The 15265-nt window shown below is 29.6% G+C and carries 14 protein-coding genes; 6 read left to right on the top strand and 8 right to left on the bottom strand.

The window, feature by feature from the left end; genetic code table 11:
* Positions 1-75: 75 nt before the first annotated feature.
* Positions 76-864: a metallophosphoesterase family protein gene (locus SJY27_RS16905; protein ID WP_397446047.1), complete on the top strand. Its 789-nt coding sequence runs from the start codon at positions 76-78 to the stop codon at positions 862-864.
* A 2-nt stretch (positions 865-866) separates the two neighbouring features.
* Positions 867-1397: a hypothetical protein gene (locus SJY27_RS16900; RefSeq protein WP_397446046.1), complete on the top strand. Its 531-nt coding sequence runs from the start codon at positions 867-869 to the stop codon at positions 1395-1397.
* A 73-nt stretch (positions 1398-1470) separates the two neighbouring features.
* On the opposite strand, the gene SJY27_RS16895 is transcribed toward SJY27_RS16900, so the two are convergent.
* The 6 genes from SJY27_RS16895 to SJY27_RS16870 form a co-directional block, all read right to left on the bottom strand.
* Entirely contained in the window at positions 1471-2199 is a 729-nt protein-coding gene (locus tag SJY27_RS16895; protein ID WP_397446045.1) for an esterase family protein, read from the bottom strand.
* Between the two features lie 18 nt (positions 2200-2217).
* Positions 2218-2844, bottom strand: coding sequence for a GDSL-type esterase/lipase family protein (locus SJY27_RS16890; protein WP_397446044.1), 627 nt, complete (start codon positions 2842-2844; stop codon positions 2218-2220).
* 116 nt (positions 2845-2960) lie between these two features.
* Entirely contained in the window at positions 2961-4868 is a 1908-nt protein-coding gene (locus SJY27_RS16885) for a hypothetical protein (RefSeq protein WP_397446043.1), read from the bottom strand.
* Between the two features lie 42 nt (positions 4869-4910).
* Positions 4911-5990, bottom strand: coding sequence for an exonuclease domain-containing protein (locus SJY27_RS16880; RefSeq protein ID WP_397446042.1), 1080 nt, complete (start codon positions 5988-5990; stop codon positions 4911-4913).
* A 29-nt stretch (positions 5991-6019) separates the two neighbouring features.
* Positions 6020-6691 (bottom strand): YggS family pyridoxal phosphate-dependent enzyme, encoded by a 672-nt coding sequence (locus SJY27_RS16875; RefSeq protein ID WP_397446041.1) that lies wholly within the window; start codon positions 6689-6691, stop codon positions 6020-6022.
* A gap of 10 nt (positions 6692-6701) precedes the next feature.
* Positions 6702-7937, bottom strand: a complete 1236-nt coding sequence (locus SJY27_RS16870) for a DUF1015 domain-containing protein (RefSeq protein WP_397446040.1) — start codon at positions 7935-7937, stop codon at positions 6702-6704.
* Between the two features lie 308 nt (positions 7938-8245).
* Between SJY27_RS16870 and SJY27_RS16865 the strand changes: the two genes are divergently transcribed.
* Positions 8246-8677, top strand: coding sequence for a DUF4268 domain-containing protein (locus SJY27_RS16865; protein ID WP_397446039.1), 432 nt, complete (start codon positions 8246-8248; stop codon positions 8675-8677).
* 65 nt (positions 8678-8742) lie between these two features.
* On the opposite strand, the gene SJY27_RS16860 is transcribed toward SJY27_RS16865, so the two are convergent.
* Positions 8743-9081, bottom strand: a complete 339-nt coding sequence (locus SJY27_RS16860) for a DUF4870 domain-containing protein (RefSeq protein ID WP_397446038.1) — start codon at positions 9079-9081, stop codon at positions 8743-8745.
* A 209-nt stretch (positions 9082-9290) separates the two neighbouring features.
* Here SJY27_RS16860 and SJY27_RS16855 point away from each other — a divergent pair, with 209 nt between their 5' ends.
* From SJY27_RS16855 to mnmE, 3 genes are all read left to right on the top strand, one after another.
* Positions 9291-9791 carry a Dps family protein gene (locus SJY27_RS16855; RefSeq protein WP_397446037.1) on the top strand — a complete coding sequence of 167 codons (501 nt, stop codon included), beginning with the start codon at positions 9291-9293 and terminating at the stop codon, positions 9789-9791.
* A 94-nt stretch (positions 9792-9885) separates the two neighbouring features.
* Entirely contained in the window at positions 9886-10767 is an 882-nt protein-coding gene (locus SJY27_RS16850) for a mechanosensitive ion channel family protein (RefSeq protein WP_397446036.1), read from the top strand.
* A gap of 101 nt (positions 10768-10868) precedes the next feature.
* On the top strand, positions 10869-12257 hold the full coding sequence (mnmE, locus tag SJY27_RS16845) for a tRNA uridine-5-carboxymethylaminomethyl(34) synthesis GTPase MnmE (protein ID WP_397446035.1): 1389 nt from the start codon (positions 10869-10871) through the stop codon (positions 12255-12257).
* Between the two features lie 483 nt (positions 12258-12740).
* On the opposite strand, the gene SJY27_RS16840 is transcribed toward mnmE, so the two are convergent.
* Entirely contained in the window at positions 12741-15029 is a 2289-nt protein-coding gene (locus SJY27_RS16840) for a CHRD domain-containing protein (RefSeq protein WP_397446034.1), read from the bottom strand.
* Positions 15030-15265 lie beyond the last annotated feature (236 nt).

The raw sequence follows: 15265 nt of genomic DNA, 5'->3' as shown, positions 1-15265 counted from the left end.
AGTCCTTCTTATTTTTTAACTATTTTTTCACCTCCTACTTTTCGATATTCTCTAGTTTAAGCAGTGTTTTTGAATATGAAATTTATTAAAAGAGTTTTTATTATTTGTGTAATTACATTTTTAGTTTCTTGCGATACTATTTTTGAATATACCGTTTACGACGCAGATGTTAAAGAGGAACATAAAAATACAACCACTAAAAATTTAGAAGCATTAAACAAGATTAAAGTAAATTCTCAAAATTTTAAATTTGCTTTTCTAACAGACAGCCACTATTTCTATGACAATTTAAAAACAGTTGTAGATGATATTAATAAAAATAACGAAATACTTTTTTTGCTTTTTGGTGGAGACATTACAGAACAGGCGCTTTTAAAAGAATATGAGATTTTTTATGATATTATGGCCGATCTTCAAAAACCCTATTTTACGGTGATAGGAAATCACGATTATAACTCTAATGGAAATTTAATTTATTCAAGAATATTTGGCGATTATAATTACACCTTTCAATTTAACAATAATAAATTCATTCTCTTTGATGATATTGTTTGGGAAAGTAAAAAATCACCTGATTTTGAATGGTTATCGTTAGAATTAAAAGATCGTAATTCGTTTAATGAAGTTTTTGTAATTGCGCATATCCCACCAAATGGAGATCAATTTACAGAAGAAATGAGCGCTACCTACAAAACTATTATGAGCCAAAATAATGTGCCATTGTCTATGCATGGCCACACACATTCTTATAATTATGAAGAAGGAGATGTGAGTTATTTAACAATACCATCACTCAAAGAATTAGCGTATGGCATTGTTACAGTTCAAGAAAAATCTTTTTCGGTAGAATTGATAGAATTATAGATATGAAAAACATCGCTATTGTAATTTTTTTATGCTTTTTTTCTGCAACCACCTTTGCACAAGAAACTACCACAAAAAAGAAATCTTGGTATGTACCCGATTATGCCTCTTTACAATTTGCTGGAAACATTGGCCTATTATCTACTGGTGTTGGATACGAAATATTTGATAACATTTGGTTTGCAGAGCTGTTATATGGCTATATTCCTGAAGCCATTACAGAGGCTAAATCTACTCATTTAAACACAATCAAAAATACGTTTCCTATTTTTACTAAAAAATTAAGAAAAAACTATTTTATTTCTCTAATTGCGGGTTTAACTGCAACTTATGATGCTACAACCAATACATTTACTGCGCTACCTAGTCAGTTTACAAAAGGATATTATGTTTCTAACTCCATTCATTTTGTTATTTTTGGTGGAGTAAAAATTCATAAAGACTTTGAGGCAAAAAGTATTTTTAAGGGGATAGATTTTTATTACGAATTTGGGTACAGTAGAGTCTTATTTATGGTATGCCATAACCTCTAAAGAAGTATCAATGGGTGACGCTTTTAGCTCTGCAATAGGAATCAATTTTTATTTTTAAATAGAAGATAGGTATCTAAAAATAAATCTGCACCATTTTTTTCCAATAACGTGCTTTATGAGCTCTTTCATCCCACTCGTAAACTTGATGCGTAATTCCTTTTTCATGTAAGATATTTGATAAAATGTAGTTACTTTCTAAAAAAGGATCTTCTTTACCAATCACTAAAACAATATCCATTTTATCAATTTGTTCAATTAAAACAGGGTCATCAATATTTTTTAAATATTGATTGGGCATGTTAAAATACACAAAATCGTTATGAAAACCACTTAACAAATCTTTAAAATATCCTTTAGATTTTGTCAAATCATAACGCCCACTTAAACCGATAACTTTACAAAATAAATTAGGATGACGCATAGCAACATTTACAGCATGATAAGCGCCCAAACTACAACCAGCAGAAATTACACTTTTATTATTATTAATATTATTAGCTAAAGGCAATACTTCTTCTAAAACATATTTTTCGTATTGAATATGTCTGTAAATTCTGTAGCCTGGATGCACAAAGCTATTGTAAAAAGATTCTAGATCTACACTATCTACACAAAAAATTTGTAAATGTCCGTTTGTAATTTTTTCTTCTAAGGCTTTAATTACCTTCCAGTTTTCGTAATCATAAAAACGTCCCATTCTAGGTGGAAAAAACAATACTTTTGCTCCTGAATCACCAAATATCAATAGTTCCATCTCTTTTTCAAGATTTGGACTATACCATTTGTGATATTCACGTTTCATAGATTTTTTTTAGCAGAATTACTTTAATTCAATTTTTTCAAGAATTTGTTCTGGAAATATTTCTTTGTTTGCTTCCAATGCGTTTTTTAATACTTCATAACCCTCAGCATTAAAATGCAAACCATCTTCTTGAAAGTATTTTTGATCAGGATTACCATTGGCATCTAATAATTTATCAAAAATATCTACATAATAAAAACGATCGTCTTTACGCATCAACTTTTCAATGCAGGTATTGGTATAATGGATACTCTGCAACAAATGTTTGCGAGCAATACTTGGTTTTATAGCAATACAAGTGCATTTAACAGTGCTATATTTTTCTCTAATTTTTACCAATAAATTTTCTAAAAACAAAATTACCTCTTCAGGATGCCTTGCATCACCTAAATCATTATCACCTGCATAAATTACAATAGACTCTGGGTTTTCAATATTTTTAAAAATACGATCAAAAAACCATGTACAGGCAGCTAAAGTAGAACCTCCAAAACCTAAATTAACAGGATTATAAGCTCTAAAAACCGATGTCAAATCTTCCCATAAAGTAAATGTAGAACTGCCATAAAAAATCATTTTAGGTTGATATTCTAAATTCTCATTTTCGTTTTCTAATCGTTCTAAATCTGGATGATACCAAAACATGAATCTTTATTTTATTTTCTGGCTAATATAGTATATTAAAAATAATTTTTAGCATTACCGTATTTATCTGTAACTTAGAAAAGCAAACTATATGGTAATGCAGATTGATCTACTTTTTAATTATTTTTCTCTAAAATAATATAAGCGTTTTCGGCTATTATAATTTGTTTATAAAATTCTTTTAAAGCAAAATATTCTTCGGATGAATACGAGCTTTTTGCTATTTGTATTCTGGCATAAAGGTTAATAATATTATTCTTTTCTACGGCTTTTAAAACAAACAAACCACCTTTATTAGGTAAAGCAACTGCCTTATTTTTTGGCAATTGCGTAACTGTATAGTTTTCTGGAATTTTTAAACTCAGCACAAAATTAGATTTTCTTCGATAGCCAAAATCTACGGGGTAATTTCTTTCTTTTAGTTTAAATGGGTTTTGTTCTAACCTATCAAAAAAGAATGGATTAATTCTTATTTTGTCAGACAAACCTTCATCCATAATTAGGTTTACTTTAAATACTTCTAATAAATTTTTCTCTAAATTTTCTGCATTAGTAACTGTATAATCTTCTACCTCAACATCTGGGTTTTCTTCTTCAAAATTATCAATATAACCAGTTTCACCTAGCTCATATAATTTTTTACGTTGACGTTCTGCAGCATAACCTTGTTTATTGATTAGCATGCTTCCTTCAAAATCTCCATCTTCATTGAGTACTAATTTCGCTGTAATACTTTTAGAAGTTTTAAATTTTGGTCTTAATTTAACCCAATTACTTTCTTTTTTATAATTTATAATTCGTGCATTGCCATTTAGCGCTCTAAAAGGGACTTGACCAAAAGGTAAAAAACGATCTGTGGCATCTAAAAAATAGTTTTTATCTTCAATTTTAACTTTTACAATAAGGTAATTAAAATCAAAAATAATAGGATAAAGTGTTGTAGGTATGCCATTTTCTCTAGTTGATAAAATAACCAAATCTGACTCAATTTCAGCAGCTTGCAAAGCATTGTATAGAGATAAATTAATTTCGCCTGCAGTACCCACCTTATTGGTAAAAGCTTGTTTTACGTTTTCATCTTCGTAATTCCAATATCTATTATTCCAACTATAGTGATTTTTTATGTATTCGTAGATTTTTTTCGATTTTTGCAAATCGTTTGTCATCAATAGTATATCTTCTGGTATATTTTTTTTGAAGAAACTCTTTTTAGAAGTTTGATTATTTAAAAAAATCTTTTTTAATTTTTTATCCGCATTTTTCCAAGTAGAAGTATAATTTTCTATTACTCCATTTGTTTTTGTATAAGTTTCTAAGTCAAAAGATAAATGTGAAATATAGTTTTCTTTACTTAACATGTAGCCTTCTTCTTCAAAAGCAGGCACATTATACATTCCGTATGCATAAATTACGCAAGCACCATCTCCCAAACCACTAATATACACACACTTTTTATCTACAGATGGTTTATCTTTATCTAGTTTTAAAAAGCCTGTTAACCTAACATTGTATTTATAATTTCCTAGAATAGCTGCATCAAACTCACTCTTTATTTTAGGAATCTCTGATTGAAAATACCAATCAGGAATACCTAAATAAGGTGAAATTATACTGTACGCATATTCAATTACACTCCCTACCTTAATATTGGGCATTGTAAATCGTTGTGTAGTCCAGTTTTTAGATTCTTTTACTTCAAAAATTTTATCTTTATCTAGTAAACTTGTAGTCATAGAACCTGTTTCTGAAATATTATAAGTAATGGCTTTAATATCTGAAACCCGTTTTTCTTTATACAGCCTTATAGAAATATTGGCTTGATCAAAAGCATCTTGGTCTAAAATTTTAATGCGATAATAATAATCTGTTCTTGTCTTATGATCGTTATCTGGGTCTAAGTAAACATTGGCATGCTCGTACAAAACTACAGCTGCAGCTGTTGAATCTTTAGTATACACAGTCATTTCTAATTCATCTAAAGTAGTTTGTCTCATATTAGATGATTTTTCTTTTTGGGAGTACATTATTATTGTAAAAAACAACAATAACCATGGCATTTTTTTCATTTAAAATCGAATAATTTTTTGAACTTTATTTTTATTTAAAAAGTTCTTAATTATGGTTTTAGCAATTTTTTTATGTGCAACAGGTGTTAACACAGATTTTAGAATATCAATATTATTTTCTTGATATGCCAAATTGGTATACCCAAAACTGATAATATTATTATTTTCAATTAAAATTACTGCATTTTCTTCTATTTCTCTACCCTTATCTAAAATGATAAAATCGTCGTGATTAAAATTATCATCTGTTAACTTAAATTTCTTTTTAAAATTAAATTTGGGCGATAATGTTTCTAAAGCAATGTAATACTTTAAACGTGTAAACAACTCGTTACCTGTTTTATTAAAAGATACAGAAGTGGCTCTATCTTGAATTTTCACAGCACGTCTTGTAGTTTTTAAAAACAGTTTATTAATTTCTATTTTTATGTTTTTACCACGTCCAACAAAAATTACTTTTCCATTGATGTCATGAATATAGTAAACCCCAAGTACTCTTGGTATTTCTTCAATTAAATTTTTGAGTTTTTCTTTTTCTAATCGCTTATCAAAATATTTAATAGAATTTTGGATAATTTCTTTTTTGGTATCTTTTTCTAGCAGTAATTTAAACAACTGAATGGTTGCTAAAGCATCACCAGAAGCCCTGTGCCTATCTGTAATTGGTATGCCTAAAGATCGGGTTAGTTTGCCTAAACTGTAAGAAGGTTGGCCTAGAATTAATTGCTGACTCAATTCTACTGTACAAAGCGTATTTCTTTCAAAATCAAAACCAAGTCGTTGAAATTCTGTTCTTAAAATACGGTAATCAAAAGCAGCATTGTGTGCAATTAAAATACAGTCTTTTGTAATTTCTACAATACGTTTGGCTACTTCGTAAAATTTAGGCGCGTTTTTAAGCATTTTACTATTAATGCCTGTAAGTTTAACAACAAATTCTTGAATTTCTCTTTCCGGATTTACAAGTGATATAAATTGATCTACAACTTCGTGTCCGTCAAATTTATAAATAGCAATTTCTGTAATGCCTTCTTCATTAAATTTACCTCCTGTAGTTTCAATGTCTATAATTGCGTACAATATCTTTTTCTTTATTTTTTGGGTGAAATTTACTGATTATAATTTCGATGACCAAATATAGCGCTACCAACTCTTATCATAGTGCTACCATTTTCAATAGCTATTTTGTAATCGCCACTCATTCCCATAGATAAAACGTTCAAATTACAGTTTTCTGTATTCACTTTGTTTTTCAAATCTTCAAAAAGATTTTTGAGTGCTGTAAATTCGTCTTTTAACTGATTTGCATGCTCTGTAAATGTAGCCATACCCATTAAGCCTACAATATTAATATTATTCAATTCTGCAAATTCATCAGAATGTAAAATGGTTGTAATTTCATTAAAAGACAACCCAAATTTGGTATCTTCTTTGGCTATTTTTGCTTGTAATAGACAGTTTATAATTCTATCGTGTTTTTTTGCTTCTTTATTAATCACTTTTAACGTTTTCAATTTATCAACACCATGAATTAAATCTACAAAATGCGCCATATACTTTACCTTGTTACTTTGTAAATGACCAATCATGTGCCATTGAATATCTTTAGGCAACACATTGTATTTATCAACCATTTCCTGAATCTTATTTTCACCAAAAATACGCTGACCTGCATTATAGGCCTCTTGTAAATCTTCTACAGGTTTGGTTTTAGAAACCGCAACAAGTGTTACGTTTTCTGGTAAAGTTAATTGTATATTTTTTAAATTTTCTTTAATCATTGTTAGGTTTTTAAAATTCATACATGGTTAATCCGCTTCGTAATTTTGGTTGAATGTAGGTTGTTTTAGGTGGCATTTTTAAATTAGCATTCGATATTTTTTTCATTTCATGAATATCTACAGCAACCAAGCCAAAACCCACTTTAAACAAACCAGAATCTACTTTTGTTTTAATGGCTATAGCATTTGTTTTATTGTGTGCGTAAGCAATTCTATCATTATGGGTTACATCATCAATCCCTAACATTGGGCGCAACACCGTTTTGTATAATATTTCTGCATCTAATGTACTCAAAGCATCTGTAAAATGGTATTTATTTTCTCTTAAATATAGTGCATAAAATTCGCCTTGAAGATACATACTAAAATGATGTTTTTTAGAAGGCGAGTACAATTGTTGTCCCTTATTTTCTATGATAAAAAAAGCATTTAATTGGGTTAAAAACTCTTTTACAGATAAACCGTTTAAATCTCTAACAAACCGATTAAAAGCTGATATTTTTAAATCAGATTCAGGAATTAAATAACTCATAAAAAAATTATATGCCTCATTACCTGTATGATTTTGGTTTGCTGTTGCCAAATCTTTAGCCAATAAAGCAGAAGAAGCAGATCTATGATGCCCATCAGCTATATATAAATATTCTATTTTTTGGAACGCCTCTGTTATTTGATGTATGATTTTAGCATCTTTAACCAACCAAAGTTTGTGCAATTGTGTATCGGTTGTAGAAAATTCGTATTCTGGTCTATTTTTCTGTTGTCTTTTAATAATTGCTGCTAAGGTTTCATCATCTTGAAAAGTTAGTAATACAGGCTCTGCATTAAAACCTGTTACCTTTAAATAGTTTTCAAAAAGTTGCACTCTTTTACCCAAAGTAGCTTCGTGCTTTTTTATTTTATTATTGTTATAATCGTTAACGCTTGTGGCTGCTATAATTCCGCAAAAAATACCCTCATGATTTGTTTTTTGATAGATGTAAAACGAGGGTATAGCATCTTGAATAAAAATTTGCTTTTCTTTAAACGCTTCATACCGATTGTGAACCAATTGAAAACGTTGTTCACTAGAAATTTCTTGCTGGTGTTTATACCCAGAATTTATGATGTGTAAAAACGAAAACGGATTAAAGTCTAATTTTGCACCTAGTTCAGCAGGGCTATACTCTTCATAAGATTTTGAAGACACCAAAGCTACTTTATCTCTACTTGGTCTTACTGCTTTAAAAGGTTTTACAATGGCCATTTTATTGTTGTAAATTATTTTTAGGTATTTTTAAAATCTGTAATGATGAGTAGTGCTTTTACGTTTTTAAAAATGTACATGCTTAAATAAAGTGTAAACTTATGAAAGCAAAATTAAAACCCCTAAAAAAGCAGTAAATTTATTCATTATATTTTGTCAATATTTATCATAAACCAAGATACATACTTAAATTTACAGTTGTTTTTTAGATAATTCAATCTCTATTTTAAATTGATAAACACAGCTTTAAATAAACAAAAAAGTTCTACTTTTGAGCCTTATTAATTTGATTTTTGTAAACTTAAAAGATGTTTTCTAAAGAAGAAGCTTCAGCACTAAGAAAATTATTCTGGACCAGTTTTGGGAAATCTTTTCCCAGAAAATGGCTGTTGTACAATACCAAAGTAAAAGGCCTTGCTTTTAAATTTGTAGCAGACAGAAAAAAAGCTTTAGTTTGTTTAGATATCGACACAAATGACGAAATAGCAAATTTGCTATATTACGATCAACTACTTTCTTTAAAAACCTTATTAGAAAATGAAATTCCTAATGTTGTTTTTGACGACGCTTATTTACTTGAAAGTGGAAAAATAATCCATAGAATTTATGTTGATTTCGATAAAAAGTTTAGCATCTACAATAAAAATACTTGGCGAGATTGTTACGAATTTTATGTAGCTACAATGTCTAAATTTGAATTATTTTACTTTGAGTACGAAGACATTATTAAAAACATTTAAAGGATTTTACTTTACAAAAAAAATCACCTTTTTTAATGGCGATTTTTACCGCTATTTTTTTAATTCTATTTGATAAACTGAATGGTTAACGGATAAGAAGGTGGCTCATTATTACTAGCTTTAATAGCATTAACAATTGGAAAAATTAAGTAGAAAAAACCAATGGCTATAATTCCTAAAATTCCTAAGCCAAGTAGTAGAATTAATGGAATACATATTAAAATGTAAATAAACATAGAAATTCTAAAGTTAATGATTGCTTTACCATGCAAATCCATGTCTTTAATTTCATCTTTTTTAGTTAACCACAAAACCAATGGTACAATAAAACCACCAATACCTGTTACAAAATCTAACAGTTGGCTTAAATGGGTTAATACCAGTAATTGTTTATCTTCTTTCATTTTTTTAAAGTTTAATGGTGAGTACACTTATACGTCGCAAAATTACTTATTTTGTTACATTTTTAATTCAAACATACTATTAAACCCGCAAAACTAAACCTTTTCTGCATTTGAGTTAATATCCCTATTATATGAGCAAACCTCAACTTTGCATCTAAATTATCTTTGTAATGTAAATAATATTAACCTTTAAAATTATAAAACAAACTATGGATTACTTAAACATAAACAACCAAAAAATACTACCAGTTGTAACTGAATTAAACGTTCTGCTTGCAGATTACCATGTGTATTATCAAAAATTAAGAAATTTCCATTGGAATATTTTAGGCAAAAACTTTTTTGATTTACACCAAAGGTTTGAAGTAATGTATAATGATACCAGAACTAAAATAGATGAAGTTGCTGAAAGAATTATCACTTTAAAATATCATCCAATCAGTAAATTATCTGATTATATTGAGGTTTCTAAAGTAAAAGAATCAAGTCCGTTATTAACCGACGAAGAAATGGTAGCCGAAATTATTAGAGATCATAAAATTATCTTAGAACAATTGGGCAAAATAATTGACAAAGCAGAAAAAGCAAAAGATGAAGGTACTATAGATTTGATGGGCGCATACATTAGAGAATTAGAAAAATCTACCTGGATGTTAAATGCTTGGGCAAAAGACACCAAAGAAGAATTAAATGCAAGTTTTGTTAAATAATAAGTAGTCCTTATTTTTTAAATAATACGTTATTAAGATACGCACGTCAGCTTGCGAATATCTTATCCATTCTCAACAAAACTTAGTATAAAACATGAATAAAGTTATAGATAAATTAATGCTATGGAAAGAAATTTTCATAGAAAACATACCCAATTTAGCAATTGCATTTGTAGTACTTGTTATTGCATATTTCAGTTCTAGATGGATTAGCACACTTGTAAACAAAGCTATAGGAGGCAAAATAAAACAAGAATCTGTTAAAAACTTAGTATCAAGAGTAGCCTCTGCAGTCATCTTTTTATTAGGATTGTATTTTGCAATGACCATTTTAAAGTTTGATGATACTTTAAAAACCATAGTTTCTGCAGCCGGAGTTTCTGGTATAGTAGTAGGTTTGGCTTTACAAGGCACGCTTTCTAATACCATTTCTGGTATTGTTTTATCCTTTAGAAAAAATTTAAATATTGGAAATTGGGTAGAAACTAATGATTTTGCAGGCGAAGTTATAGACATTAATTTAAACTATTTTGTAATTAAAGAAGCAGATAATAACAAGGTTGTAATACCTAATAAAATGATTTTAGAGAGTCCTTTTAAAAATTATTCTTTAACCACAAAAATGAGAATTGCAATAACCTGTGGCGTTGAGTATGGAGCAGATTTAGAAAAAGTTGAACATTTAACTAAAAAGGTAATTACAGATAACTTCAATCAAAAAAGATTAGAAAAAGAAGTAGAGTTTTATTACACAGAATTTGGAGATAGTTCTATAAACTTTTTATGTAGGTTTTGGGTTGACTCAGAAAATGCTTTAGAAAAATTAAAAGCAAAAAGTAATGCCATCATAAAAATTAAACAAGCATTTGATAAAGAGGGTATTACAATTCCATTCCCAATGAGAACTTTAGAGTTTGTAGAAGACAACAAATTAAATATCAAAGAATTTGCAAAACAACAAATGTCTGCTAATTGATAAAAAAATGAAGAATTCCCCAATGAATTCTTTATAGGCTCAGCACAAATATGTGTTGGGCTTTTTTTATATGCTGATAAATCTTTATGTATTTTTGCAACATGATTAAAAACGATACTATTATAGCTTTAGCAACGCCATCTGGTGTTGGAGCAATTGCTGTGATTAGGCTTTCTGGTGAAAATGCCATTACAATTGCTGATGCCTTTTTTAAATCGATAAAAAAAGGAAAAACCTTAACAAATCAGCAATCGCACACCATTCATTTAGGGCATATTGTTAATCAAGGTGTTGTTTTAGATCAAGTTTTAGTCTCGGTTTTTAAAAATCCTAATTCGTATACTGGCGAAAATGTGATAGAAATTTCTTGCCATGGTTCTAGCTTTATTCAACAAGAAATCATTCAGTTATTCTTACAAAATGGTTGCAGAATGGCAGATAATGGCGAGTTTACCATGCGTGCTTTTTTAAATGGAAAAATGGATTTAAGCCAGGCAGAAGCTGTAGCAGATGTTATTGCTTCCAACTCTGCTGCTAGTCATCAAATGGCCATTCAGCAAATGCGTGGGGGCATTACCAATGAACTCAAAGAACTGCGTGCTAAATTGTTAGATTTTGCAGCTTTAATTGAACTGGAACTCGATTTTTCTGGTGAGGATGTAGAATTTGCAGACAGAACTCAATTCAAAGAATTGGTAGCAAAAATTACCTTTGTTTTAAAACGTTTAATTGATAGTTTTTCTTTTGGTAATGCCATGAAAAACGGAATTCCAGTTGCCATTATTGGCGAACCCAATGTGGGAAAATCTACTTTATTAAATGCACTTTTAAATGAAGAAAAAGCCATAGTTTCTGACATTGCTGGTACAACAAGAGATGCTATTGAAGACGAATTAATTATAGAAGGTGTTGCTTTTCGATTTATTGATACTGCAGGAATACGAGAAACCAAAGATGTGGTAGAAAATATTGGGATTAAAAAAGCCTTTGAAAAGGCAGAAAATGCACAACTGATTATTTTTATTATAGATGCTAGAATAGAGAAAAAAACACAAAGGCAAAAAGAAATCCAAACCATAAAAGAACGTTTCCCCAATAAACGTTTATTAGTTATTGCCAATAAAATGGATTTGATTGCTGAGGATGAAAAAGCTGCTTTAGAATTAGAAATTGAAAATTTAATTCCGCTTTCTGCAAAAAATAAAACAGGCATAGACGAACTTAAAAACGAATTAACAGCTTTAGTTAATATTGGTGCTTTAAGTAATAACGAAACGATTGTTACCAACTCTCGCCATTTTGAAGCTCTAAATAATGCCTTAATTGCCATAAATTCTGTGCAACAAGGTATTGATTTAGAAATTTCTACAGATTTATTTTCTATTGACATTAGAGAATGTTTGCGTCATTTAGGGGCAATTACTGGAGATTATGATGTAGATAAAGATATTTTAGGGCATATTTTTTCTAATTTTTGTATAGGAAAGTAATTTATTTTTAAAATTAAGAAATATGCTTACTAAAAAACATTTAAATATGTATTATATTTGAATTGTACAAAGAGAAGAGTTCTCTTTACTATTTATTAACTTCTAATTCCCCCATTATGAAAACTAATAATATAAAACGATTTATTATTGTTGCCATCTGCGCAATTAGCCTTTATTTTTCAGGCAATTACATATTAGAAATGTCTAATATAAAAACATTAAGAGATGCTTTTAATGTGATGATTTTCTTTACTTGTTTATTTCCGTTTTTATTCGTTTCAATTTCTTTGATTCGTACATTTTTCAAATCTATCTATAGATTTTCATACGAATAATTGATAATCAATAAAATCTTAGTCATTAAAAAAACATCCTTACTTATATTGTGGAATTAATTAGTGACTATTAAATAAGAAAAATAAAGGAATACCGTAATCAAATACGGTATTCCTTCTCGTGTTCAAACTTAATAAAGATATTAAATTATCTTTTTACTACTTTCTTAGTAATTGCAGTATTATCTTTATTATCAATAATATTTAATAGATAAATACCGGTTTTAAAAGATGTAAAATCAATCTTTACTATATTATTTTCTTTTGAATTTGTATTATATAAACTTCTACCTGAAATATCATAAAGTACAATACTAAAATCAGATGATTGATTAGAACCCATTCTAATATTTAAAACATCATGTATTGGATTTGGATAAACTTGAAATTCATTAACACTATCATCATTAATGCTTAATGCTGAATCACGAGTTAACTCTAAAGTCAATGCTGTTGATGGGGTTGACACACTTCCATCTGATGCAATTACTCTGTGATATAAGGTTACTGAATTCCCTATAGCAACGCCTTCATTGTCTAAAATTGTGTTGATTGCTGCGTTATCAGAATCAAAACTTAAACCTGATACTTTATTGTTTACCAATAAATTTGTGAAGGCTTGATCTGTTGCCAGTTGAAAAGTATAAACCAAAACATCATTATTTGAATCTGTTTCTGCATCCCAAGTAACTTGAAATGGTGTACTTGCATCATCATTAATTGTTAAAGAAGCATTGTCTGCAGGACTTGTAATACTTGCAGCACTTGGAAACGCATTGTTATCTCTTAATACCTGGCCTCTTAATTCTCCTGCTCCATTTGTTGTGGTATGAATGTTTACATAAACTCCCCCACTTAATAAACTTGCTTTTTGTGATGCGTCTATAGTAAATGTATTATCGGCTGCAGTATAAATTCCTCCTTTTAAATCAGAATCTACTGTTGCATTTAATAAAATAGTTACTCCTCCATTACCTGTAGCATCTGCCAAGTGTAAATGTGAACCACCAGCAACTGAAGCATCAAAATCTCCATCCAATCCACTAAAACCTCCTGTTACTACTAATTGATCTCCTGTAATTTCAAACTGCACATTTCCAACTGCTGGACTTTCTATTGGCTGAACTTCATTTACTCCTGCTAAATTTGTACCTAAATAAGTTCTTGCCAAAGGCAATACTTGTCCTCTTAATTCTCCTGATGCGAATTCTAAACTGTGAACATTTACATAATAACCTCTTTTAAATAGGGTTTCTATTTGTGCTTCTGAAAATGCAAACGTATTATCTGCTGGTGCTAAAACTGCACTTCTATTATCTGATGATAGTGTTGGTGTTAATACAAAATCTACACCTGCGTTTGTACCTGCCATGCCTGAATGCAAATGCATTCCTCCTGCAATAGCCGTATTTAAATCGCCCATTAAATTGTTAAATGAACCACTTACAGTTACGTTTCCTAAACCATCGTGCGTTACTACTAAACGACCTGTTGCTGTTGTATTTATAGCTGGTACTTCTTGAGCTCCTGTTAATTCTGCTCTAAATACTGCCGATGAAATTGGTGTTACTTGTCCTCTTAACTCTCCTGACATAAAAGTAGTGGAATGTACGTTAATGTAGTTTCCATCTGCTAATAAAGTTGCTTTTTGAGCCGCATCTAAAGTAAATGCATTTTTTGAAGCTTCTATAATGGCTCCTTTATTGTCTGCATCTAAGGTTAAATCCAATACAAAAACTACGCCTCCATTACGTCCTGCAACTGCATCATGAATGTGTGCACCTCCTGCAACACTTACAGCAACATCGCCTGTTAAATCATCAAACGAACCTGAAACTGTTAACACATCTCCTGATAATTCAAAAACCAAATTACCATTTGCTTCTGTATTTATGGAAGGTACTTCATGAGTTCCTGATAAGTTTGCTTGTAAATAATTGTCAGAATTTGGTAATAGTTGTCCTCTTAATTCTCCTCCTGGAAAATCAACAGAATGGATATTAACATACAATTCTCTTGCATTTAATGCAGCTATTTGATCTGTTGTTAAGGTAAATGTATTATCTGCTGCTTCATAAGTTCCTGATCTTAAATCACCAGAAATAGTTGTAGTTAATAATAATTCTACACCTCCATTTCGACCTGCAATAGCTTTATGAATGTGTGCGCCACCAGCTACAGTTGCATCAAAATCACTGGTTAGTCCAGCAAATGAACCTGTTACAATTAAGGTGTTACCACTTAAAGTGGCATTTACTTCACCATAAGCTGTGGTTAAAGCTACTGGGTTTTCTTGAACCCCACTTAATGTGGCTGTGAAGTCTGTTTGAGCTTGTGAAAAACTTACTGTGCATAGTAAGAATAAAAATAAAATTGTTTGTTTAGAATTAAATACTGAAGTATTTAACCATTTTTTTTCGAGTAGTGTTTTCATCATTTAATTTTGTTTAAATTATAATTCTTCAACAATACTTACGAGAGAAATGGAAACTCGGTTTTGGGATAAGTGTTAAATAAATGTTAAATAGATTTTTTTGTTTATTTCTCTATCCATTTATTGTTTTTTAAAATGATAGATTCTTACTTTATTTATTTTTGAGAAAAAAATTAACAGTCTATAATTCTAATATTTAAAAATTATGGACTCTTAGAATGTACAAATTCTAATAATAG

It is taken from the genome of Polaribacter sp. R77954 (assembly GCF_044595335.1).
Classification (GTDB): domain Bacteria; phylum Bacteroidota; class Bacteroidia; order Flavobacteriales; family Flavobacteriaceae; genus Polaribacter.
The sequence above is the reverse complement of the archived record's forward strand: the minus strand, read 5'-3'. Positions and strand labels throughout refer to the sequence as shown.